Source organism: Burkholderia cepacia (assembly GCF_029962485.1).
Taxonomy (GTDB): Bacteria; Pseudomonadota; Gammaproteobacteria; order Burkholderiales; family Burkholderiaceae; genus Burkholderia.
Genome location: NZ_CP073637.1, coordinates 384,360 through 407,038, shown reverse-complemented (window position 1 = coordinate 407,038; position 22,679 = coordinate 384,360). Strand labels below are relative to the sequence as shown.

Below are 22,679 nucleotides of genomic sequence, written 5' to 3'. Positions count from 1 at the left end.
ACGTTAATGGGGCTTGAAGCGCACCCGCTCCGGCGGCTGCTTGAACGTGCCAAGCGGCGTCCAGACGGGCATGCCGAGGAAGAACGCGAAGTAGATCAGCGCGCAACACTGCGCGATCAGCGTGGCCGCCGGCGATGGCGGCCGCGTGCCGAGGAACGCGAGGGTCAGGAACGCGGCGACGAAGATCCCGAGGAACACCTTGTGGAACATCGGCCGGTAGCGGATCGACTTCACCGGGCTGCGGTCGAGCCACGGCAGGAAGAACAGCGTGATCACCGCCGAACCCATCACGACGACGCCCCAGAACTTCGACTCCGTCAGGTACATGAACACGACGATCGCCGCGGCCAGCACCGGCAGCCCGGCCTTCCACTTGCCGCGCGCGCGGATCAGCGCAAGCACGCCGAGCAGCGCGATCACGATCATCAGCACGATCTTGAACGGGTCGGTGGTCGCGCGCAGCATCGCGTAGAACGCGGTGAAGTACCAGACCGGCGCGATCTCGGGCGGCGTCTGCAGCGGGTTCGCCGGGACGAAGTTGTTCGCCTCGAGGAAGTAGCCGCCCATCTCCGGCGAGAAGAACACGATCAGCGCGAAGATCATCAGGAACACGCACACGCCGAGGAAATCGTGCACCGAGTAGTACGGATGGAACGGGATGCCGTCGAGCGGGATGCCGTTCTCGTCCTTCTTCGCCTTGATCTCGATGCCGTCCGGGTTATTTGACCCCACTTCGTGCAGTGCAACGAGGTGCGCGACCACGAGGCCGACCAGCACGAGCGGAATCGCGATCACGTGGAATGCGAAGAAGCGGTTCAGCGTGACATCGGACACGACGTAGTCGCCGCGAATCCACAGCGACAGGTCCGGGCCGACGAACGGGATCGCCGAGAACAGGTTCACGATCACCTGCGCGCCCCAGAACGACATCTGGCCCCACGGCAGCAGGTAGCCGAAGAATGCCTCGGCCATCAGGCACAGGAAGATCGCGCAGCCGAAGATCCACACGAGCTCGCGCGGCTTGCGGTACGACCCGTACAGCAGCCCGCGGAACATATGCAGGTAGACGACCACGAAGAACATCGATGCACCGGTCGAGTGCATGTAGCGGATCAGCCAGCCCCACGGCACCTCGCGCATGATGTACTCGACCGACGCAAACGCGAGCGTCGAGTCGGGCTTGTAGTTCATCGTCAAGAAGATGCCCGTGACGATCTGGTTGACGAGCACCAGCAGCGCGAGGGAGCCGAAGAAGTACCAGAAGTTGAAGTTCTTCGGCGCGTAGTACTCGGAAACGTGCTTCTTCCAGGTGGACGTGAGCGGGAAGCGCTGGTCGATCCAGCCGGTGAGACCTGTCGTGGAGACTTCCTTGTTGTCGGCCATCACGCTTCTCCTTTCTCGTCCTTGCCGATCACGAGGGTCGTTGCCGACGTGAACATGTAGGGCGGGATGTCGAGATTCTGAGGCGCCGGTTTGTTCTTGAACACACGGCCGGCGAGGTCGTAGGTCGAACCGTGACACGGGCAGAGGAAACCGCCCGGCCAGTCATCCGGCAGGTTCGGCTGCGGACCCGGCGTGAAGCGTTGGCTTGGCGTACAGCCGAGGTGCGTACAGACGGCCATCACGACGAGAATGTTCTTGCGATCGGCCCGCGAGCGATATTCGTTCGCGCAATACGCGGGCAACGGCATCGTATAGGGCTTTTCGGTGGTCGGATCGGCCACTTCCTTGTCGGCCTTGACCACGTCGGCCAGCATCGAATCGGTGCGGTTCAGGATCCAGACGGGCTTGCCGCGCCACGGCACGGTGACCATCTCGCCGGGCTTGAGCCCGCTGATATCGACCTCGACCGGTGCACCGGCCGCTTTCGCTTTCGCGGACGGCGCGAGCGACGCCGCGAAAGGTATAACGGTGGCTACGCCTCCCACGCCACCTGCTACGGATGTCGCAATCAGCCAGGTACGGCGGCCGCTGTCGACGCGTTTCTCTTCCTTGTCTCGCATCACACGCCCCACTTCTGAGTTGGATTTTCCGTCACGACTTTTCATTCCGCCGCTAGTTTGCTCGAATGGAGTCGCCATTTACAAGGCCCGGAGATGAAAATCCCTTCGAAGTGATTGATAGTCAAGGGTTTTCCCCCACTATCGGAGCGATTAAATCATTTCACTTTTAAGCATTCGCTACATTGAGAAATTTCGATGCGCCGCCGCAAATCCGGGGTTCAGACCGGATTATGAATATCGATAAAAAGGTGTTCGATATCGAATTCTTCGGACAAGTGGGCGCCAAGTGCCTGGATTCCGTAACGTTCGGTCGCATGGTGCCCTGCCGCAACGAACGCGACGCCGCTCTCGGCCGCCGTGTGCGTCACGTATTCGGAGACCTCGCCGGTCAGGTACACGTCCGCGCCGGCGTCGATCGCCGCGTCGAAATAGCTCTGCGCGGCGCCCGTGCACCACGCGATGCGGCGCAGCTGCATTTCCGGATCGCCCAGCACGAGCGGCGTACGGCCTAGCGTGCGCTCGACCTTCGCGACGAAGTGCTCGAGCGTGACCGGCATCGGCAGCGTCGCCATCCAGCCGAGGTCACCTTCGCCGAAACGCTGCTCGCCGATCAGCCCGAGCTTGTTGCCGAGCTGCGCGTTGTTGCCGAATTCGGGATGCGCGTCGAGCGGCAGGTGGAACGCGAACAGGTTCAGGTCGTTCCTGAGCAGCAGCTTCAGGCGCTGGTACTTGCGGCCCGTGATCTGCGGCGCCTCGTTGCGCCAGAAATAGCCGTGATGGACGAGCACGGCATCTGCCCCCCATTCGAGCGCGGCTTCGAGGAACGCGACCGACGCGGTGACGCCGGTGGCGATCTTCTCGACCTTGCGGCGCCCCTCGACCTGGAGGCCGTTCGGGCAATAGTCCTTGAAGCGCGCGGTTTCAAGGGTATTGTTCAAGTACAATTCAAGTTCGATCCGATCCATATAAACCTCTAATCCATTCAGATGCTTAGACGCTTCTGGCTGTTCTTCGCGCAGGCGGTTACCGTGCTGCTCGCGCTGATGTTCATCGTCGTGACGCTCAAGCCGCAATGGCTGCAACGGCAAGGACAGCTCGGCAAGCAGCTCGCCACGCCGATCGTTGCGCTGCGGGAAGTCGCGCCGGGCATCGGCGGCGCACCGGCGACCACGTCGTACGCCGAAGCCGCGCAGAAGGCGATGCCGGCCGTCGTCAACGTGTTCTCCAGCAAGGACGGCTCGCTGCCGCCCGACCCCCGCGCGAAAGATCCGCTGTTCCGCTACTTCTTCGGCGACCGCAACGCCCGCAAGCAGCAGGACGAACCGGCAGCCAACCTCGGCTCGGGCGTTATCGTGAGCCCTGAAGGTTACATTCTAACGAACCAGCACGTCGTGGACGGCGCCGACCAGATCGAAGTCGCGCTCGCCGACGGCCGCACGTCCACCGCGAAGGTGATCGGCAGCGATCCCGAGACCGATCTCGCCGTGCTGAAAATCAATATGACGAGCCTGCCGACGATCACGCTCGGCCGCTCCGACCAGTCGCGCGTCGGCGACGTCGTGCTCGCGATCGGCAACCCGTTCGGCGTCGGCCAGACGGTCACGATGGGGATCATCAGCGCGCTCGGCCGCAATCACCTCGGCATCAACACGTTCGAGAACTTCATCCAGACCGACGCGCCGATCAACCCCGGCAACTCGGGCGGCGCACTGGTCGACGTGAACGGCAACCTGCTCGGCATCAACACGGCGATCTATTCGCGCTCGGGCGGCTCGCTCGGCATCGGCTTCGCGATTCCCGTCTCGACCGCGCGCACGGTGCTCGAAAGCATCATCACGACGGGCTCGGTCACGCGCGGCTGGATCGGTGTCGAACCGCAGGACGTCACGCCGGAGATCGCCGAGTCGTTCGGGCTCCAGCAGAAATCGGGCGCGATCGTCGCCGGCGTACTGCAGGGTGGCCCGGCCGACAAGGCCGGCATCAAGCCGGGCGATATCCTCGTGAGTGTGAACGGCGAGGACATCACCGACACGACGAAGCTGCTGAACACCGTCGCGCAGATCAAGCCCGGCACGTCGACCAAGGTGCACGTCGTGCGCAAGGGCAAGGAGCTGGACGTGAACGTCGTGATCGGCAAGCGCCCGCCGCCGCCGAAGCAGGCGCTCGACGAGCAGGACAGCGATACCGAGTGAGGTTTCGACGAGCGGGGGCGGTGCAATACCGCGCGCCGCGCCGTCGATGGAAATGAAAAAGGGCAGCCGGTTGGCTGCCCTTTTGCTTTGCTTCGATCTATCCGTCTTGCCGGGAAGGTGGCCGCGCTACACGCTTGTCGGACGGCTGCGCCACCGAGCAGCCCAGGCCGGGCCGGAAGGCCAGCGCGCCACCCTGCGCGCCGCCGTCAACTCGTGGCTTCGCCGTTCCCCGTCTCGCCCTCTTCGGCCGGCTTCTTCGGCACGAAGAACCGCGCGGCCAGCAGCCCGATCTCGAACAGCACGATGAGCGGCAACGCGAGCATCAGTTGAGAGAACACGTCCGGCGGCGTGACGACCGCCGCGACGACGAACGCGCCGACAATCACGTACGGCCGCATCTCCTTGAGCTTCTTCAGCGAAAGCACGCCCATTCTGACGAGCAGCACGACGACGATCGGCACCTCGAACGTGACCCCGAACGCGATGAACATCCCGAGCACGAAGCTCAGGTAGTTGTCGATGTCGGTCGTCATCTCGGCCCCGAGCGGCGCATTGTAGTGCGCCATCACGCGGAAGATCGTCGGGAACACGAGGAAGTACGCGAATGCCATCCCGCACAGGAACAGCACATAGCTGCTGCCGACGAGCGGCGTGACGAGCCTCTTCTCGTGCTGATACAGCCCCGGCGCGACGAACGCCCAGATCTGGTACAGCACGACCGGCAGCGCGATCACGAGCGCGACGAGCATCGTGACCTTCATCGGCACGAAGAACGAGCCGGTGACGTCGGTGACGATCATCTTGCCGTCCTTCGGCAGGTTCTCCATCAGCGGCCGCGCGAGCAGCCGGAAGATGTCGGGCGCCCAGTAGACGAGCCCGAGGAACACGACGATCACGGCCAGGCCCGCGCGAATGATGCGATCGCGAAGCTCGACGAGATGGGAAATGAAGGTTTCTTCCGGGGCGTCGCCCGGGTTCTGCTGGGGGTCGCTCACGCCGGCCCTCGGTAGGATTGACGAGCGAGCATGCGCTCGGCTCAGAAGAAGCGCGTCGGCCGGCGCAGGCTGGCCGGCTGGTGGCGCGCGACACGCGCGGCGCCCGACTGCACGTGCGTGCGGCGGGTGGTCGCGCGCTTGTACCAGACAGGCGTCGCCGCCTGCTTCACGCGCCAGTTGCGGCGCTTCGGCGCAAGCGCGGCCGAACTGCCGCGCCACGACGGCGCCGCGGGCGCATCGGAACCGTAGGAACCGGCGTTACCGGAAGCCTCGTCGAGACCGCCGACCGCGGAATGCCACGTGTCGTTCAGGTCCTTCTCGTGCTCGCGAAGGTTGTCGTGAATCGTCGTCTCGACATTGCGCGCGGCCGATTCGAAATCGGTCTTCATCGTCCGCAACGCGTCGAGTTCGATTTCACGCGAGACCTCGGCCTTCACGTCGTTGATGTACCGCTGCGCACGGCCGAACAGTGCGCCTGCCGTACGCGCGACGCGCGGCAGGCGCTCGGGGCCGAGCACCACGAGCGCGACGACGCCGATCAGCGCCATCTTGGAAAGACCGAGATCCAGCATCGCGAATGCCTGTCAGCGTGCCGGCGTTACGCCTTGTTCGAATCGGAACGCGTCGTTTCCTTCGCGTTGACGTCGACCGAGCCCGTGCGCGGCAGTTGCTGCGCGTCGGCCGGCGTTTCGCCTTCCTTCATGCCGTCCTTGAAACCCTTCACGGCGCTGCCGAGATCGTTGCCGATGTTGCGCAGCTTCTTCGTACCGAAAACCAGCGCGACGATCAGCAGCACGATCAGCCAGTGCCAAATGCTCAATCCACCCATGATGAAACTCTCCTCAACCACGCCGCCGGGCGGCGCAAATCGCCGGCGACACGCCGGCTTCGACTATCGATGCGGGGAAACGCCCCGCGCCGTCAACCCATCCGCTGCCAGGGGCGCGGACCGGCCAGGATATGCGCGTGCAGGTGGTAGACCTCCTGCCCGCCGCCCGGGCCCGTATTGATGACCGTGCGGAAACCGGTTTCGCCGCCCGTGTACGCGACGCCGAGCTGGTCGGCAAGGCGCGCGACGAGCAGCATCAGCCGGCCGAGCATCGGCGCATCGCCCTCACTCGCCGCCGACAACGTCGGCAGGTGCTGACGCGGAATCACGAGCACGTGCGTCTCGGCCGCAGGGCGGATGTCGCGGAACGCGACGAATTCATCGTCCTCGTGCACCTTCGTGCTCGGGATCTCGCCTGCCGCGATCTTGCAGAACAGGCAATTCGGATCGTGACTCATGTTGCTCCTGCAGACACCCGTGCGCGGCCGGTCAGAACCACGCCTGCGGATCGAGCGTCTTGTTGTCGTTCAGGTACAGCCAACCCTTGATGATACGGTACAGCGTCCAGATCCATGTGACAAACATCACTGCAAATCCGATCACGACGAATGCCAGTGCGAACCCGATGACGTACGCGATCAGCGCGCGCCAGAACGTACGGATCTGCCACTCGAAATGATCGGCATACGGCGTGCCGGCCACATCGCCGCGCTTCACGTAGTTGATGATGATCGCGATGATGCCCGTGACGCCACCCGTCAGCCAGTGAAACGCATACAGGCCGTAGAGCACGTGAGTGAGCGTGCGCAACCCGTTCAGGCGTTCGGCATCCGCCGCCCCCGGCACCGCAGGCGTCGGAAACTGGTTCGACGTATCGTTCATGATGCTACCCCCGTTAGATGACAATTCTTACAGCTTACCGTACTGTTGCCACCGCGGCGGGACGATGCCTGTCAGCCGCCGTTTTCCTCACGCTCGCGGCGCTTGCGCAGCGCCTTTTCCTCGATGCCCGACAGTCCTTCGCGGCGCTCGAGTTCGGCGATCACGTCGGCCGGGCTCAGCTCGAAGTGCGACAGCATCACGAGGCAGTGGAACCACAGGTCGGCCACCTCGCCGACGAGCGCGCTCGGCGCGCCGCCCTGGCGCACGTCCTTCGCGGCCAGCACGACTTCCGTCGCCTCTTCGCCGATCTTCTTCAGCACCGCGTCGTCGCCCTTGTGGAACAGGCGCGATACGTACGATTGATCGGGGTCGCCGCCCTTGCGGCTATCGATCACGGCCGCGAGGCGCAGCAGCGTGTCTTCGGTCGATTGCGTCATTTGTAGATGTGTTCGGGATCTTTCAGCACCGGTTCGACCGCGACCCAGTCGCCGTTGTCGACGGTGCCTTCGAATTTCTGGAAGAAGCACGAATGCCGGCCGGTGTGGCACGCGATGCCCGACACCTGCTCGACCTTCAGCAGCACGACGTCCTCGTCGCAGTCGAGCCGCACCTCGTGCACGTGCTGCACGTGGCCCGACTCCTCGCCCTTGAACCACAGGCGCTTGCGCGAGCGCGAATAATAGACCGCGCGCTGGGTCTCGATCGTCTTCGCCAGCGCCTCGCGGTTCATCCACGCAAACATCAGCACGTCGTTCGTCGACGCTTCCTGCGCGATCACCGGCACGAGGCCGTTGTCGTCCCAGCGGACCTTGTCGAGCCACGCGGGCAATGCATTCGTTTCGGTATTCATCACAGCCTCACCGGGATGCCCTGGTCGGCCATGAAGCGTTTCGCCTCGCCGACCGTGTGCTCGCCGTAGTGGAAAATGCTCGCGGCCAGCACCGCGTCGGCGCGGCCGTCCTTGATGCCGTCGGCCAGATGCTGCAGCGAACCGACGCCGCCCGATGCAATCACCGGCACCGGCACCGCGTCCGACACGCCGCGCGTGAGCGCGAGGTCGAAGCCCGACTTCGTGCCGTCGCGGTCCATGCTCGTGAGCAGGATCTCGCCCGCGCCGAGCTCGGCCATCTTGCGTGCCCATTCGATCGCGTCGAGGCCCGTGTTCTTGCGGCCGCCGTGCGTGAAGACTTCCCAGCGCGGCGTCTCGCCGTCGGCCGACACGCGCTTCGCGTCGATCGCGACGACGATGCACTGCGAGCCGTACTTGTCGGCCGCGTCGCGCACGAGCTGCGGGTTCGCGACCGCCGACGAATTCATGCTGACCTTGTCCGCGCCCGCGTTCAGCAGGCGCCGCACGTCCTCGACGGCCCGCACGCCGCCGCCGACGGTCAGCGGAATGAAGACCTGCGACGCAACGGCTTCGATGATCGGCAGGATCAGGTCGCGCTGGTCGGACGTCGCGGTGATGTCGAGGAAGGTCAGTTCGTCGGCGCCCTGGTCGTCGTAGCGGCGGGCGATTTCGACGGGGTCGCCGGCGTCGCGCAGCTCGACGAAGTTGACGCCCTTGACGACACGCCCGGCAGTCACGTCCAGGCAGGGGATGATGCGTTTAGCTAGAGCCATGATGGTGCGCCAGAGGCCGCGATGGGACGGCCGGTTGCGGAAGCCTCGCGCGAGGCCTCCGGTCGGGGCCGCCCGCAGGCAGCCCCGGCGAACGGGACAACCGCGTTACGCGTTGTCGAGTTCGCCGTTCAGTTCGTCCGCGCGCTTTTGCGCGGCCGCGAAATCGAGATCGCCGGAGTAGATCGCACGGCCGCAGATCACGCCTTCGACGCCGTGCTCTTCCACTTCGCACAGGTTCTCGATGTCCATGAGGTTCGACAGGCCGCCGCTGGCGATCACCGGGATGCCGACTGCCTGCGCGAGCTTCACGGTCGCCTCGATGTTGATGCCCTGCAGCATCCCGTCGCGGCCGATGTCCGTGTAGACGATCGATTCGACGCCGTAGTCCTCGAACTTCTTCGCGAGATCGATCACTTCGTGGCCGGTCAGCTTGCTCCAGCCGTCGGTCGCGACCTTGCCGTCCTTCGCGTCCAGCCCGACGATGATGCTGCCGGCGAACGCGGTGCACGCGTCCTGCAGGAAGCCCGGATCCTTCACGGCCGCCGTGCCGATGATCACGTAGGACAGGCCCGCATCGAGATACTTCTCGATCGTCTCGAGGCTGCGGATGCCGCCGCCGAGCTGTACGGGGATTTCATCGCCGACTTCGTCGAGGATCGCTTCGATCGCCTCGAGATTCTTCGGCTTGCCGGCGAATGCGCCGTTCAGGTCGACCAGATGGAGCCGCCGGGCGCCGAGATCGACCCACTTGCGGGCCATCGCCGCCGGGTCCTCGGAAAAAATCGTGGCCTGGTCCATATCGCCCTGTTTGAGGCGCACACACTGACCGTCTTTGAGATCGATGGCCGGAATCAGCAACATAGCAATCGGGTATCGTCGTGGAAAATGAAAAGAATCCGGCGCGTACCGGCCAATCCGGTACCGCGCCGTCTCGCTAGTTTAGTACAACTCTTTCGGCGCTTAGGGCCTGTTCCCGCCAATAACGGGCTTGCGAACGTGCCTTGCCGGTCGTAGTGCAAGGAGTGAGGAGCGCCGTTTGGCCGAGCCAAACAAGCGACGATCGACGCCGCAATACGGCCGGCAAGGCACGTTCCCGTAATTCAACAAAATCCTTCTTGGGGCTGGCCGCCAGAAGGGCCGATCGCCGCGTCATACTCCTCGCGAATACGTCGAGTATTCGCTTCGTCGCAATCCTTGCGCTCGGCCCTTCTGGCGGCCAGCGCAAGCCCGTTATTGGCGGGAACAGGCCCTCGCGCAAGCCCCGTAAGACGGGCCTCTCCGGCCCGCAGACTGTGGCACGCACGCGACGTTCACGGTTTCCAGTGTACGAAGTTGCGATACAGACGCAAACCGACCTCCGCGCTTTTCTCGGGGTGGAATTGGGTCGCGAAGAGGTTATCCCGCGCGACCGCGGACGTAAACGGCGCGCCGTATGCCGTTTCGCCGACCGTATGCGCCGGGTTGTCCGGCGTCACGTAATAGCTGTGTACGAAGTAGAAATACGCGTCGTCGGGCACGCCGTCCCACAGCGGGTGCGGCTGCGACTGGCGCACGCGGTTCCAGCCCATCTGCGGCACCTTGAAGCGCGAGCCGTCGTCCTGCACGCGACCGCCGAGCTCGAAACGCACGACCTTGCCGGGCAACAGGCCGAGGCCCTTCGTGTCGCCTTCCGCGCTCCAGTCGAACAGCATCTGCTCGCCGACGCACACGCCGAGCAGCGGCTTTGTGCGCGACGCCTCGATCACGGCCTCCTGCAGGCCCGATTCGCCGAGGCAGCGCATGCAGTCGGGCATCGCGCCCTGGCCGGGCAGCACGACGCGGTCGGCCGCGCGAATCGCGGCCGGCGTGTCGACGATCGCCACGTCGGCGGCCGGTTCGGCCTTCTTGAGCGCCTGCGCGACCGAGCGCAGGTTGCCCATCCCATAATCCACAATCGCAATCGAAGTTTTCATCTCAGTGCAGGCAGTAGCGCCCTCAGTCCATTGACGATGAATTCCACCGCCAGCGCCGACAGCATCAGACCCATCAGCCGCGTGGCGATGTTGATGCCCGTGCGGCCGATCCAGTTCGCGATCGGCTCGGCGAGCCGCATCGCGACGAAACACAGAAAAGCCAGGACCGCGCCGATCGCAACCAGCCCGACCCGGTCATACCAGTGACGCGCGTTCGCCGCATAGATGATCACCGTGCTGATCGAGCCGGGGCCCGTGAGCAGCGGAATCGCCAGCGGCACGACCGCGATGTTGTTTTTCAGCTCGGCCTCGTCGCGCTCCTCCGGCGTCGATCGCGTGTTGCCGATCTGCGCGTTCAGCATGTTGATCGCCATCAGCAGCATGATGATCCCGCCGCCCACTTCGAGCGACCCGACCGAAATGCCGAAGAAGTTGATGATCTGCTGCCCGAGCAGCGCGGTCACCGTCATCACGCAGAACACCGACACCGAGGCGATCCGGATCGTGCGGCGCCGCTCGTCGTCCGTCTGCTGCGCCGTCAGGCTCAGGAAGAACGGCACCGCGCCGACCGGATTGATCAGCGCCAGCAACGAAATGAACGATTTGAGCAGATCCATCGCAAGCCGGCGCCGCGCGCCGAAGCCGTGAGGTTGTCCTTAGCGTCCGTCCATCCGGACGATCAGAGGCTGCCTTTCGTCGACGGAATCTGCCCCGCCGCACGCTCGTCGAGCTCCACCGCCGCGCGCAGCGCACGGCCGAAGGCCTTGAACACCGTCTCGAGCTGATGGTGCGCATTGATCCCGCGCAGGTTGTCGATGTGCAGCGTGACACCGGCGTGGTTCACGAAACCGCGGAAGAACTCGATCGACAGGTCGACGTCGAACGTGCCGATCCGCGCACGCGTGAACGGCACGTGGAATTCGAGGCCCGGACGGCCCGAGAAGTCGATCACGACGCGCGACAGCGCCTCGTCGAGCGGCACGTACGAATGGCCGTAGCGGCGGATGCCCTTGCGGTCACCAATCGCCTTCGCGACCGCCTGACCGAGCGTGATGCCGACATCCTCGACCGTGTGGTGGTCGTCGATATGCGTGTCGCCATGCGCTTCGACCTCGAGATCGAACAGACCGTGTCGCGCGATCTGGTCGAGCATATGGTCGAGAAACGGCACGCCGGTGGCCAGCTTCTGCTGGCCGGTGCCGTCGAGATCGAGCTTCACACGGATCTGCGTTTCGCTGGTATTGCGAACGACTTCCGCCACACGCATGGCAATTCCTTGATTGAGTCTGAAGTAAATGGGGATTGATCGTCGCGCGCCGCCGCGCCCTGGGCTCAACCGGGCAGCGCGAGTTTCAAGGCGGCCAGCAGGCGGGCGTTTTCGTCGGGAGAACCGACGGTCAGCCGCACGCATTCGGCCAGCAATGGATGCATTTTACTCACGTTTTTGACCAGCACCCGCTCGGTGAGCAGCGCATCGAACACGGCAGCCGCATCCGGCACGCGCACCAGCAGGAAATTGCCGGCGCTCGGGAACACCGTCGCGCCCGGCAGCGCGGCCACGGCCTGCGCGAGACGCGTGCGTTCCGCCCGCAGCTCGGCCGCCTGCGCATCGAGCACGTCGAGGTGGTCGAGCAGGAAATCGGCGGTCGCCTGGGTCAGCAGCACGTTGATGTTGTACGGCGGGCGCACCTTGTCGAATTCGGTCAGCCACGCGTGCCGCCCGACGAGATAGCCGAGGCGGATGCCCGCGAGGCCGAGCTTCGACACCGTGCGCATCACCACGATGTTGTCGAACTCGGCGGCGCGCGGCAGCCACGAACGCTCGGCGAACGGCTGGTACGCCTCGTCGATCACGATCAGGCTGTGCCGCGCGGCGGCGATGATCCGCTCGACGTCGGCATCGTCGTACAGCGTGCCGGTCGGGTTGTTCGGGTACGCGAGATAGACGATCGCGGGCCGGTGCTCGGCGATCGCCGCGAGCATCGCGTCGACGTCGAGCGTCAGGTCGGCCTTCAGCGGCACGCCGACGAATTCGAGCTGCGCCAGCTTCGCCGACAGCTCGTACATCACGAAGCCCGGTACCGGCGCAAGCACCTTCGCGCCCGGCTGCGCGCACGCGACCGAGATCATGCTGATGATTTCGTCGGAACCGTTGCCGAGCAGCACTTCGCAACCGGCCGGCACGCCCATCGCGTGGCGCAGCTTGTCGAGCAGCGCGGCCGGGCGCGGCGCCGGATAGCGGTTCAGCGCGACCTGCGCGAGACGCTCGCCGAGCGCCGCGGCGAGCGGTTCGGGCAGCGGATACGGGTTCTCCATCGCGTCGAGCTTCACGAACCCGCTCGCGTCGGGCACCGGGTAGCTCGTCATCGCGAGCACGTCGCGGCGGATGATGTCTTGTGGCGTCGTCATGGTCTCAAGCCGGCGTGCGTCGCGCCGGCATCAAATGGTCGGCAAGGCGGCGGCTGCCGCCCTGCACTCGTCTCCCGCCCCGGCCCCGCACAGTGCGTGGTCAGCCCTTCATCCGGAACTCGGCGCTCTTCGCGTGCGCCTGCAGCCCTTCGCCGTACGCGAGTTCGGAAGCGATCTCGCCGAGCGTCTGTGCGCCTTCCGCGCTGACTTCGATCAGGCTCGAACGCTTGATGAAGTCGTACACGCCGAGCGGCGACGAGAAGCGCGCGGTGCGCGACGTCGGCAGCACGTGGTTCGGGCCCGCACAGTAGTCGCCGAGGCTTTCGCTCGTGTAGCGGCCGAGGAAGATCGCACCCGCGTGGCGGATCTGCTGGCCCCATTGCTGCGGCTCCAGCGCCGAGATTTCCAGGTGTTCCGGCGCGATGTCGTTCGCGATCCGGCACGCTTCGGCCATGTCGCGCACCTTGATCAGCGCGCCGCGCCCTTCGAGCGATGCGCGGATCACGTCCCGGCGCGGCATCGACGGCAGCAGCTCGGCGATCGCCTTCTCGACGCGGTCGAGGAACGCGCCGTCCGGGCACAGCAGGATCGACTGCGCGAGCTCGTCGTGCTCGGCCTGCGAGAACAGGTCCATCGCGACCCAGTTCGGATCGGTCGTGCCGTCGCACAGCACGAGGATTTCCGACGGCCCCGCGATCATGTCGATGCCGACCGTGCCGAACACGCGGCGCTTCGCCGACGCGACGTATGCATTGCCCGGGCCGCAGATCTTGTCGACGGCCGGCACCGTCGCCGTGCCGTATGCGAGCGCGCCCACCGCCTGCGCGCCGCCGATCGTGAACACGCGATCGACGCCGCCGAGCAGTGCCGCGGCCAGCACGAGGTCGTTCTTCACCCCGTCCGGCGTCGGCACGACCATCACGATCTCGCCGACCCCCGCGACGCGCGCGGGAATCGCGTTCATCAGCACCGACGACGGATACGCGGCCTTGCCGCCCGGCACGTACAGGCCGACGCGGTCGAGCGGCGTGACCTTCTGGCCGAGCACCGTGCCGTCCGCTTCCGTGTACTGCCAGCTATGCGTGCCGCACTCGATCTTCTGCTTCTCGTGGTATGCGCGCACACGCGCCGCGGCCGCTTCCAGCGCCGCGCGCGCCTTCGGTGCGAGACCGTCGAGCGCCGTCTGCAGCGCGTCCTGCGGCAGTTCGAGCGCGGCGACGCTGTTCGCGCTCAGCCGGTCGAAGCGGTTCGTGTACTCGAGCACCGCGGCGTCGCCGCGCGACTTCACGTCGGCGAGGATCTGCGCGACCGATTGCTCGATCGCCTCGTCTTCGCTCGCCTCGAACGCGAGCAACGCACGCAGTGCGGCGCCGAAGCCTTCGCTTGTCGAATCGAGCTTGCGGATGGTGATGGACATGGGAGTTCCGTTACGGTGATGCGCTCAACCGCCATTCTGCGACGCGCGTTCGAACGCGTCGAGGATCGGCTTGAGCGCCGCGCGCTTCAACTTCAGCGCAGCCTGGTTCACGACGAGGCGCGACGAGATCGCCATGATCTCCTCGACCTCGACCAGATTGTTCGCCTTCAGCGTGCCGCCCGAGCTGACGAGGTCGACAATCGCATCGGCCAGCCCGACCAGCGGCGCCAGCTCCATCGAGCCGTACAGCTTGATCAGGTCGACGTGCACGCCCTTCGCGGCAAAGTGTTCGCGCGCCGTTTCGACGTACTTCGTCGCGACGCGCAGCCGCGCGCCCTGGCGCACGGCGCTCGCATAGTCGAAGCCGGCCGACACGGCCACCGACATCCGGCAGCGTGCAATGTTCAGATCGATTGGCTGGTACAGGCCCGAGCCGCCGTGCTCGACCAGCACGTCCTTGCCGGCCACGCCGAAATCGGCCGCGCCGTATTCGACATAGGTCGGCACGTCGCTCGCGCGCACGATGATCACGCGCAGGTCCGGGTTCGTCGTCGGCAGGATCAGCTTGCGCGACGTTTCCGGATCCTCGGTCACCTGCACGCCGGCGGCGGCCAGCAGCGGCAGGGTTTCCTCGAAAATCCGGCCCTTCGACAGGGCGAGGGTCAGCGGCGCGGTCATGCTTGGCTCCCGGAAAGGCGGCGCACGTTCGCGCCGACGGCGGTCAGTTTGGCTTCCATGCGGTCGTAGCCGCGGTCCAGGTGATAGATGCGGTCAACGAGCGTTTCGCCTTCGGCGCGCAGCCCGGCGATCACGAGGCTCGCCGAGGCACGCAGATCGGTCGCCATCACGTTCGCGCCCGACAGCTTCTCGACACCCGTCACGAGCGCGGTATTGCCGTCGATCGTAATGTGCGCGCCGAGCCGGTTCAGCTCCTGCACGTGCATGAAGCGGTTCTCGAAAATGGTTTCGACGACTTGCGCGGTGCCCGTCGCGACCGTATTGAGGGCCATGAACTGCGCCTGCATGTCGGTCGGGAACGCCGGGTATTCCGACGTGCGGATCGTGACCGCGGACGGCCGGCGATCCATCTTCACGCGCAGCCAGCTGTCGCCTTCCTCGATCGACACGCCGGCTTCGCGCAGCTTGTCGATCACCGCGTCGAGGATGTGCGGGCGCACGCCCGTCAGCATCACGTCGCCGCCGGCCGCCGCGACCGCGCACAGGAACGTGCCGGCCTCGATGCGGTCGGGGATCACCGAATGGCGTGCACCGTGCAGCCGCTCGACGCCCTGGATCACGAGGCGATCGGTGCCGATGCCGTCGATTTTCGCGCCCATCGCGACCAGCAAGTGTGCGAGATCGCTCACTTCCGGTTCACGTGCCGCGTTTTCGATCACCGTCTCGCCGTCCGCGAGCGTCGCGGCCATCAGCAGGTTTTCCGTGCCCGTCACCGTGATCATGTCGGTCACGATGCGCGCGCCCTTCAGGCGCTTCGCGCGTGCTTCGATGAAGCCGTGCTCGATGCTGATCTCGGCGCCCATCGCCTGCAGGCCCTTGATGTGCTGGTCGACCGGACGCGCGCCGATCGCGCAGCCGCCCGGCAGCGACACCTTCGCCTCGCCGAAGCGCGCGAGCAGCGGCCCGAGCACGAGGATCGACGCACGCATCGTCTTCACGAGCTCGTACGGCGCGACGAGGTTGTCGACGCGCGACGCGTCGAGCTGCACGCGGCAGCCGTCGGTCTCGCTCTTCACGCCCATCTGGTTCAGCACCTTCAGCGTGGTGCGCACGTCCTTCAGGTTCGGCACGTTGTCGAGGTCGACCGGGTCGGCGGTGAGCAGCCCCGCGCACAGGATCGGCAGCGCGGCGTTCTTCGCGCCCGACACGACGATCTCGCCGGACAGGCGCTTGCCGCCTTCGATCACGAGCTTGTCCATCCCCTGTCCCTGCGATTCCCCGTTGGCGGCCGGGTGTGCCGTGGCGACGCTCTGGACGGCGTCGCGCTCGTTGACGGTGACTTGCACTCAGTGATTTCCGGTTATGCGTTCTGCCATTCGGCGGGCGTCAGCGTCTTCATGCTGAGTGCGTGAATTTCCTGCTTCATGCGATCGCCGAGCGCCGCATAGACGAGCTGGTGCCGCTGGATCGGACGCTTGCCTTCGAAGGCCGCCGACACGATCGTCGCGAAGAAATGCTGGCCGTCGCCTTCGACTTCCAGATGCGTGCAGGCGAGACCGCCGGCGATGTATTGCTTGACCTGTTCGGGAGTCGGCAACATGGTGTAAGGCTCCTGTCGGCGCGCGCCGCCCTGGAGGGCGGCCGCAGCCTGTCGATATCAATGACGCAGTTTGTAGCCGGTCGCGAGCAGCCGCATCGCGATCAGCGCGAGCAGCACGAAGAAACCGGTGACGATCGCGAGGCTCGCGAACGGGTTGATGTCGGACGCGCCGAAGAACCCGAAACGGAAGCCGTCGATCATGTAGAAAAACGGATTGAGACGCGAGATCTCGCGCCACACGGGCGGCAGCGAGTGCGTCGAATAGAACACGCCGGACAGGAACGTCAGCGGCATGATCAGGAAGTTCTGGAACGCGGCGAGCTGGTCGAACTTCTCGGCCCAGATCCCGGCGATCAGGCCGAGCGTGCCGAGGATCGCCGAACCGAGCAGCGCGAACGCAATGATGAACAGCGGCGCCGCGAAGTGCATCGGGATAAACCAGATCGTCACGACGAACACGCCCGTGCCGACCGCGAGGCCGCGCACGACCGACGCGAGCACGTACGCACCGAAGATGTCGCGGTACGACAGCGGCGGCAGCAGCATGAACACGAGGTTACCGGTGATCTTCGACTGGATCAGCGACGACGAGCTGTTCGCGAACGCGTTCTGCAACACGCTCATCATCACGAGGCCCGGCACGAGAAAACTCACGTACTCGACGCCCGGATACACCTCGACGCGGCCCGACAGTGCGTGGCCGAAGATCGTCAGGTACAGCAGCGCCGTGACGATCGGTGCGCACACCGTCTGGAACGACACCTTCCAGAAGCGCAGCAGTTCCTTGTAGAACAGCGTTTGAAACCCGCTCATGCCAATCCCTCGATGACGTCTGCCCCGTTCATCACCTGGACGAACACATCTTCGAGGTCGGCCTTGCGGACCTCGATCTCGTCGAACGTGCAGCCCGCCGCGCGGCATTGCGCGAGGATGCGTTCGACATCGTCGTAGCTCGCGAGGCGCAGCAGGTGCTCGCCCGGTGCGCGCGCGGCCGGATCGGACTCCAGCCCGCGCAGCTCGGACGGCAGCGCGCCGGTCGCGAGCCGCAGGTACAGCTGCAGCCCCGCGAAGCGGCGCAGCAGCGCGTCGGTGCGGTCGAGCGCGACCACTTCGCCACGGCGCAGCATCGCGATGCGGTCGCACAGCGACTCGGCTTCCTCGAGGTAGTGGGTGGTCAGCACGATCGTGTGACCCTCGCGGTTCAGGCGCGAGATGAATTTCCACAGCGTCTGGCGCAGTTCCACGTCGACGCCGGCGGTCGGCTCGTCGAGCACGATCACGGGCGGCCGGTGCACGAGCGCCTGCGCGACGAGCACGCGGCGCTTCATCCCGCCCGACAGCGCGCGCATGTTCGCGTCGGCCTTCTCGGTGAGGTCGAGATTGGCCATCACTTCATCGATCCAGTCGTCGTTGCGGCGCAGCCCGAAATAGCCGGACTGGATCCGCAGCGTCTCGCGAACGGTGAAGAACGGGTCGAAGACGAGTTCCTGCGGCACGACGCCGAGCGCGCGGCGCGCACCACGGAAGTCCTTGACGACATCGTGGCCGCGCACCGAGATACTGCCTTCGTCGGCCCGGGCGAGCCCGGCGAGGATACTGATGAGCGTGGTCTTGCCTGCGCCGTTGGGGCCGAGCAGACCGAAAAACTCGCCTTCCTCGACCGACAGGCTGACGCCCTTGAGCGCCTGAAGCGACTTGTAGCGCTTCTTGACGTGACGGATTTCTATGGCTGACATGACTGTGCGCGACGCAAGGGCCGCGACGCCTATTCTGTGCTTGCTGCGAATGAAAATGGGGGCCGGACGCCGATTGGCTGCCCCGCAAAACGCTTGATTATAGGGCAAACCGGCTGGTGGAGCCGGTGCCGGAGGCACGCGGCCTGAAGCGTGCGCACGCCGGCTGGCGCGGCAGGCTCCGGTCGGACAGGGTCAATGTCGCCCGGTGCCTTCGATGAGCGCGTCGACGCCGTAGGCGCGCGCGAGGCTGGCGAGCTTCGGAGGGAGATTGCGGATGTCGAGGGTCGCGCCGCGCGACTTGGCGGCACGTTGCCATGCGAGCAGCACGGCGAGCGCGGACGAGTCGAACTGCGTCAGCGCCGCGCAATCGACGGCGGTGGCGCCCGCGCCGATGCGCGCAAGACCGTCCGCGAGCGCGGACTTCGCGCTCGCGACGGTCAGCGAGGAGCCGGCTTCGAAACCGCTCACGACGCTTGCTTGCCAGCGGCAAGTTGCTGGTTGCGCTGCGTGAGGAACTGGATCAGGCCGTCCACGCCGCTTTGCTGGATCTTCTCGTTGAACTGCTGCTGGTACGTCTGGATCAGCCACGCGCCGAGCACGTTCAGGTCATACACCTTCCAGCCGCTTGCCGACTTGTACAGGCGGTAATCGATCTGGACCGGCTGGCCGTTGTTCATCGCGACCGTCTTGACCACGACATCGGTGTCGGCCGGATCGGCACGGAACGGCGGGTACTGGATCTGCTGGTCCGGCTTCAGCTGCGCCAGCGCGCCCGAGTACGTGCGGATCAGCAGCAGCTTGAACTGCTCCTGAACCTGCTGCTGCTGCTCGGCCGTTGCCGTGCGCCAGTTGCGGCCCATCGCGAGCTGCGTGGTGCGGCGGAAATCGGTGTACGGCAGGATGTCCTTGTTGACGATCGTGATGATGCGGTTGGTATCACCCTGCTTGATCGTCTGCGCCTTGACTTCGTCGAGCACCTGCTGCGTCGCCGTCTTGATCAGCGCCTGCGGGTTCGACTGGTCGACTTGCGCGTGAGCTGCGCTGCCGAACGAGAACAGCGCCGCGAAAACGGGGATCAGGAACAGTTTTTTCATCATAGTGACCTGCATGATTGAGTCGATGCGGAGGTTGGAGCAGGTAGCTTACGCGCAAGTTCGCGCACGCTACCGACTGAATCGTTTCCGGCTGTAACGAATGTAAATCCGTCAGTGCAGCCGGATGCTCGGGAAGCGGAACCCGCCCGGCGACGGCGGCGCCACCTGCATCGCCGGCACGTTCGTTTCGCTGGCCGGATTCGGCGATTCGGCCGTGCCCGAGGCCGGCGCGGCAACCGCCGCGCCCGATGCGCCCGCCGGCGCCCCGCCCACCGCTGCTGCACCCGCCGTACCGGCCGCGCCGGCTGCCGCCGGTGCCGCGCCGTCTTCCGGCAGGTCGTACTTCGGCAGCGCGTCGTTGCTCGACGTCGCGGCTGCCTCGCCGCGCGCGTTGCTGATCAGCATCTGGCGGCGCTGCAGGTACGCGTTGCGCACGAACGAATACTTGTCGAGCGCCGCGGCATCCAGCACGTCGCCCGCGCCGAGCAGGTTCGAACGCGTGTTGACGAGGTTGACGCCGAACAGGCCCCAGCTCAGGCCGTCCGGCTTCACGTAGGTGAGCGGGTTGCCGACGTAGTCGACGCCGAGGCCGGCCGTATCGCGCAGCGTGCTCGGGCCGAGCAGCGGCAGCACGAGGTACGGGCCCGACGGCATGCCGTAGCGGCCCATCGTGATCCCGAAGTCGGCCGTGTGCTTCGGCAGCTTCGCGATCGTCGCGACGTCGAACAGGCCGCCGACGCCGAACACCGTGTTGATCACCACGCGCATGATGTCGCCGACGCCGTCCGCGATCCGCAACTGCACGATGTTGTTCGCCGCGATGTAGACGTCGCCGATGTTCGAGAAGAAGTTCGTCACGCTGTCGCGCACCGGCTGCGGCACCACGTACTGATAGCCCTTCGCGACCGGCTTCAGCGCGTACGTGTCGACCGTGTCGTTGAACGTGTACATCGTCCGGTTGAAGCCTTCGAGCGGATCGCCCTTGGTCGGCGTCTGCACGGTCGCGCAGCCGCTCAACGCGGCGACTGCCGCTACCGCCAGCGCGGCGTGCCTGATGCGGATCGTCTGCATGGTCATTACCCTCTTCTTTTCTCTCGTGTGGTTATTGGGCCGCCGCGCCGGACACTGCCGACGCCGGAACCGCCACCGGTGCCGGCGCAGCCGGTGCACCGGCTGCCGGCTTCGCACCGCCCGCATCGGCGGCCTTGCTGTAAAGGAACTGGCCGATCAGGTTCTCGAGCACGATCGCCGACTGCGTCATCGTGATCGTATCGCCCGTCTTCAGCATTTCGGTGTCACCGCCCGGGTCGAGACCAATATATTGCTCGCCAAGCAGGCCCGACGTCAGGATCTTCGCCGACGAATCCTTCGGGAATTGATACTGGCCGTCGACATCGATCGTCACGAGCGCCTGGTACGTGTTCGTGTCGAAGCCGATCGACTTCACGCGGCCGACCACGACGCCGGCACTCTTCACGGCCGCGCGCGGCTTCAACCCGCCGATATTGTCGAATTTCATCTTCACTGCATAGGTCGGCTGAAACGACAGCGAGCTCATGTTGCCGACCTTCAGCGCCAGGAACAGCACCGCAAGGAAGCCCACCACCACGAACAGGCCGACCCAGAAGTCGAGAGCAGTCTTTTTCATCGTCATCCCAAAATTTGGCTTGGCTGAGGCTTAGCTGAACATCAGCGCGGTCAGCAGGAAATCGAGGCCGAGTACGGCGAGCGACGCGAACACGACCGTCTTGGTGGTCGCGCGCGACACGCCTTCGGGCGTGGGCTTCGCTTCATACCCCTGATACAGCGCAATGAAGGTCACGGCGAACCCGAACACGATGCTCTTGATCACACCGTTGCCGACGTCGGCCCAGACCTGGACCCCGCCCTGCATCTGCGACCAGAACGCGCCCGGATCGACGCCGATCAGCACGACGCCGACGAAGTACCCGCCAAGCACGCCGACCGCGTTGAAGATCGCGGCGAGCAGCGGCATCGCGATGATGCCCGCCCACAGGCGCGGCGCGATCACCGTCTTGATCGGGTCGACCGCCATCATCTCGAGCGCGGTGAGCTGTTCGCCGGCTTTCATCAGACCGATCTCGGCCGTGAGCGACGTGCCCGCGCGGCCCGCGAACAGCAGCGCGGTGACGACCGGCCCGAGCTCGCGCACGAGCGACAGCGCGACCAGCAGGCCGAGCGCCTGCTCGGAACCGTAGCGGTTCAGCGTGTAATACCCCTGCAGGCCGAGCACGAAGCCGACGAACAGCCCCGACACGGCAATGATCACGAACGAATAGTTGCCGAGGAAGTGGATCTGCTTCGTGACCAGCCGCGGCCGGCGCAGCAGCGGGAAGAATTCCAGCACGAGGCGCACGAACAGCCGCGTGCCGTAGCCCGCGCGCTCGAGGCCGCCGATGACGTAACGTCCGATCGCGCTGATCATGCGCGCCCTCCGCCGAGCCCGAAATCCGCTGCGAGCGGCGGGCTCGTGTAATGAAATTTGAACGGGCCGTCCGGTGCGCCGTCGATGAACTGCCGCACGCTCGGATCGGTCGACGCGCGCAGCTCGTCGGGCGTACCCTGCGCGAGCACGCCGCCGTTGGCCAGAAAGTACACGTAGTCGGCGATCGCGAACGATTCCGGCACGTCGTGCGTGACGAGGATCGACGTCGCGCCGAGTGCCTGGTTCAGCGTGCGGATCAGGTTCGCGGTGATGCCGAGCGAGATCGGGTCGAGGCCCGCGAACGGCTCGTCGTACATGATGAGCTGCGGATCGAGCGCGATCGCGCGGGCGAGCGCGATCCGGCGCGCCATCCCGCCCGATACCTCGGACGGCATCAGGTCGCGCGCGCCGCGCAGGCCGACCGCGTTGAGCTTCATCAGCACGAGGTCGCGGATCAGGTCTTCGGGCAGGTCGGTATGTTCGCGCAGCGCGAACGCGACGTTCTCGAATACCGACATGTCGGTGAACAACGCGCCGAACTGGAACAGCATGCCCATCTTGCGGCGCAGCGCATACAGGCCGTCACGCGTTTGCGCGCCGACATCGGCGCCGTCGAACAGCACCTGGCCGCGACGCGCACGCACGAGGCCGCCGACCAGGCGCAGCACGGTGGTCTTGCCGCAACCCGAGCCGCCCATGACCGCGACGACCTGCCCACGCCCGAAGCGCAGGTTCAGGTTGGACAGGACGAGGCGGTCGCCGTAGCCAAAGTCGACGTCGCGAAGTTCCAGCAGGGTCTCGGTAGGAGTGGGGCTCACGGAGC

Annotated in this window: 29 protein-coding genes; 1 reads left to right on the top strand and 28 read right to left on the bottom strand. The window is 65.7% G+C overall.

Annotated elements, in window-relative coordinates:
- Positions 1–3 precede the first annotated feature (3 nt).
- From KEC55_RS01885 to KEC55_RS01875, 3 genes are all read right to left on the bottom strand, one after another.
- Positions 4–1,386, bottom strand: coding sequence for a cytochrome b (locus KEC55_RS01885; RefSeq protein ID WP_282506497.1), 1,383 nt, complete (start codon positions 1,384–1,386; stop codon positions 4–6).
- Positions 1,383–2,003, bottom strand: a complete 621-nt coding sequence (petA, locus tag KEC55_RS01880) for a ubiquinol-cytochrome c reductase iron-sulfur subunit (RefSeq protein WP_021161845.1) — start codon at positions 2,001–2,003, stop codon at positions 1,383–1,385. The genes KEC55_RS01885 and petA overlap by 4 nt, the downstream gene beginning before the upstream one ends.
- A 218-nt stretch (positions 2,004–2,221) precedes the next feature.
- Positions 2,222–2,968: a Nif3-like dinuclear metal center hexameric protein gene (locus KEC55_RS01875; RefSeq protein WP_282506494.1), complete on the bottom strand. Its 747-nt coding sequence runs from the start codon at positions 2,966–2,968 to the stop codon at positions 2,222–2,224.
- Positions 2,969–2,989: 21 nt separating this feature from the next.
- On the opposite strand from KEC55_RS01875, the gene KEC55_RS01870 reads away from it, so the two are divergent.
- Positions 2,990–4,195, top strand: coding sequence for a Do family serine endopeptidase (locus KEC55_RS01870; RefSeq protein ID WP_282506493.1), 1,206 nt, complete (start codon positions 2,990–2,992; stop codon positions 4,193–4,195).
- Positions 4,196–4,401: 206 nt separating this feature from the next.
- On the opposite strand, the gene tatC is transcribed toward KEC55_RS01870, so the two are convergent.
- From tatC to KEC55_RS01745, 25 genes are all read right to left on the bottom strand, one after another.
- Complete coding sequence (tatC, locus tag KEC55_RS01865) at positions 4,402–5,190, bottom strand: twin-arginine translocase subunit TatC (RefSeq protein ID WP_282506492.1); 789 nt, start codon at positions 5,188–5,190, stop codon at positions 4,402–4,404.
- A gap of 41 nt (positions 5,191–5,231) precedes the next feature.
- A complete protein-coding gene (gene tatB / locus KEC55_RS01860; RefSeq protein ID WP_282506491.1) occupies positions 5,232–5,762 on the bottom strand; it encodes a Sec-independent protein translocase protein TatB in 531 nt (176 codons plus the stop codon).
- Between the two features lie 26 nt (positions 5,763–5,788).
- Complete coding sequence (gene tatA, locus KEC55_RS01855) at positions 5,789–6,019, bottom strand: Sec-independent protein translocase subunit TatA (protein WP_059232563.1); 231 nt, start codon at positions 6,017–6,019, stop codon at positions 5,789–5,791.
- 92 nt (positions 6,020–6,111) lie between these two features.
- A complete protein-coding gene (locus tag KEC55_RS01850; protein WP_282506489.1) occupies positions 6,112–6,477 on the bottom strand; it encodes a histidine triad nucleotide-binding protein in 366 nt (121 codons plus the stop codon).
- A 31-nt stretch (positions 6,478–6,508) separates the two neighbouring features.
- Complete coding sequence (locus tag KEC55_RS01845) at positions 6,509–6,901, bottom strand: DUF4870 family protein (RefSeq protein ID WP_059236499.1); 393 nt, start codon at positions 6,899–6,901, stop codon at positions 6,509–6,511.
- A 71-nt stretch (positions 6,902–6,972) separates the two neighbouring features.
- Positions 6,973–7,338, bottom strand: a complete 366-nt coding sequence (locus KEC55_RS01840; protein ID WP_034189812.1) for a phosphoribosyl-ATP diphosphatase — start codon at positions 7,336–7,338, stop codon at positions 6,973–6,975.
- A complete protein-coding gene (gene hisI, locus KEC55_RS01835; RefSeq protein WP_011350733.1) occupies positions 7,335–7,751 on the bottom strand; it encodes a phosphoribosyl-AMP cyclohydrolase in 417 nt (138 codons plus the stop codon). Before hisI ends, KEC55_RS01840 begins: the two co-directional genes overlap by 4 nt.
- On the bottom strand, positions 7,751–8,524 hold the full coding sequence (gene hisF, locus KEC55_RS01830; protein WP_011350732.1) for an imidazole glycerol phosphate synthase subunit HisF: 774 nt from the start codon (positions 8,522–8,524) through the stop codon (positions 7,751–7,753). Before hisF ends, hisI begins: the two co-directional genes overlap by 1 nt.
- A gap of 105 nt (positions 8,525–8,629) precedes the next feature.
- Positions 8,630–9,385 carry a 1-(5-phosphoribosyl)-5-[(5-phosphoribosylamino)methylideneamino]imidazole-4-carboxamide isomerase gene (gene hisA / locus KEC55_RS01825; protein WP_282506485.1) on the bottom strand — a complete coding sequence of 252 codons (756 nt, stop codon included), beginning with the start codon at positions 9,383–9,385 and terminating at the stop codon, positions 8,630–8,632.
- 449 nt (positions 9,386–9,834) lie between these two features.
- Positions 9,835–10,476, bottom strand: a complete 642-nt coding sequence (gene hisH / locus KEC55_RS01820) for an imidazole glycerol phosphate synthase subunit HisH (RefSeq protein WP_124453409.1) — start codon at positions 10,474–10,476, stop codon at positions 9,835–9,837.
- On the bottom strand, positions 10,473–11,093 hold the full coding sequence (locus KEC55_RS01815; protein WP_282506483.1) for a YchE family NAAT transporter: 621 nt from the start codon (positions 11,091–11,093) through the stop codon (positions 10,473–10,475). The genes hisH and KEC55_RS01815 overlap by 4 nt, the downstream gene beginning before the upstream one ends.
- A 62-nt stretch (positions 11,094–11,155) precedes the next feature.
- Positions 11,156–11,743 carry an imidazoleglycerol-phosphate dehydratase HisB gene (gene hisB, locus KEC55_RS01810; RefSeq protein WP_059232569.1) on the bottom strand — a complete coding sequence of 196 codons (588 nt, stop codon included), beginning with the start codon at positions 11,741–11,743 and terminating at the stop codon, positions 11,156–11,158.
- Between the two features lie 65 nt (positions 11,744–11,808).
- The gene (hisC, locus tag KEC55_RS01805) at positions 11,809–12,885 is read right to left on the bottom strand and encodes a histidinol-phosphate transaminase (protein ID WP_282506482.1); all 1,077 of its coding nucleotides are present in this window, start codon (positions 12,883–12,885) and stop codon (positions 11,809–11,811) included.
- A gap of 100 nt (positions 12,886–12,985) precedes the next feature.
- Positions 12,986–14,302, bottom strand: coding sequence for a histidinol dehydrogenase (gene hisD / locus KEC55_RS01800; protein WP_282506481.1), 1,317 nt, complete (start codon positions 14,300–14,302; stop codon positions 12,986–12,988).
- Positions 14,303–14,326: 24 nt separating this feature from the next.
- The gene (hisG, locus tag KEC55_RS01795; RefSeq protein WP_012327780.1) at positions 14,327–14,980 is read right to left on the bottom strand and encodes an ATP phosphoribosyltransferase; all 654 of its coding nucleotides are present in this window, start codon (positions 14,978–14,980) and stop codon (positions 14,327–14,329) included.
- Complete coding sequence (gene murA, locus KEC55_RS01790) at positions 14,977–16,326, bottom strand: UDP-N-acetylglucosamine 1-carboxyvinyltransferase (RefSeq protein WP_176051086.1); 1,350 nt, start codon at positions 16,324–16,326, stop codon at positions 14,977–14,979. The genes hisG and murA overlap by 4 nt, the downstream gene beginning before the upstream one ends.
- 14 nt (positions 16,327–16,340) lie before the next feature.
- Positions 16,341–16,580: a BolA family protein gene (locus KEC55_RS01785; RefSeq protein ID WP_006477131.1), complete on the bottom strand. Its 240-nt coding sequence runs from the start codon at positions 16,578–16,580 to the stop codon at positions 16,341–16,343.
- Between the two features lie 57 nt (positions 16,581–16,637).
- The gene (locus KEC55_RS01780) at positions 16,638–17,393 is read right to left on the bottom strand and encodes an ABC transporter permease (RefSeq protein WP_011350723.1); all 756 of its coding nucleotides are present in this window, start codon (positions 17,391–17,393) and stop codon (positions 16,638–16,640) included.
- Positions 17,390–18,316, bottom strand: coding sequence for an ABC transporter ATP-binding protein (locus KEC55_RS01775; protein WP_282506479.1), 927 nt, complete (start codon positions 18,314–18,316; stop codon positions 17,390–17,392). The genes KEC55_RS01780 and KEC55_RS01775 overlap by 4 nt, the downstream gene beginning before the upstream one ends.
- A 192-nt stretch (positions 18,317–18,508) precedes the next feature.
- Entirely contained in the window at positions 18,509–18,784 is a 276-nt protein-coding gene (locus KEC55_RS01770) for an STAS domain-containing protein (RefSeq protein WP_282506477.1), read from the bottom strand.
- Positions 18,781–19,410 carry an MlaC/ttg2D family ABC transporter substrate-binding protein gene (locus KEC55_RS01765; RefSeq protein ID WP_096473120.1) on the bottom strand — a complete coding sequence of 210 codons (630 nt, stop codon included), beginning with the start codon at positions 19,408–19,410 and terminating at the stop codon, positions 18,781–18,783. The genes KEC55_RS01770 and KEC55_RS01765 overlap by 4 nt, the downstream gene beginning before the upstream one ends.
- 111 nt (positions 19,411–19,521) lie before the next feature.
- Entirely contained in the window at positions 19,522–20,481 is a 960-nt protein-coding gene (locus KEC55_RS01760; RefSeq protein ID WP_282507470.1) for an MlaA family lipoprotein, read from the bottom strand.
- 31 nt (positions 20,482–20,512) lie between these two features.
- Positions 20,513–21,064 (bottom strand): outer membrane lipid asymmetry maintenance protein MlaD, encoded by a 552-nt coding sequence (gene mlaD, locus KEC55_RS01755; protein WP_176051089.1) that lies wholly within the window; start codon positions 21,062–21,064, stop codon positions 20,513–20,515.
- 24 nt (positions 21,065–21,088) lie between these two features.
- Positions 21,089–21,856 carry a lipid asymmetry maintenance ABC transporter permease subunit MlaE gene (gene mlaE / locus KEC55_RS01750; protein ID WP_176051090.1) on the bottom strand — a complete coding sequence of 256 codons (768 nt, stop codon included), beginning with the start codon at positions 21,854–21,856 and terminating at the stop codon, positions 21,089–21,091.
- Positions 21,853–22,674 carry an ABC transporter ATP-binding protein gene (locus KEC55_RS01745; protein WP_124453428.1) on the bottom strand — a complete coding sequence of 274 codons (822 nt, stop codon included), beginning with the start codon at positions 22,672–22,674 and terminating at the stop codon, positions 21,853–21,855. Before KEC55_RS01745 ends, mlaE begins: the two co-directional genes overlap by 4 nt.
- Between the last annotated feature and the right edge of the window lie 5 nt (positions 22,675–22,679).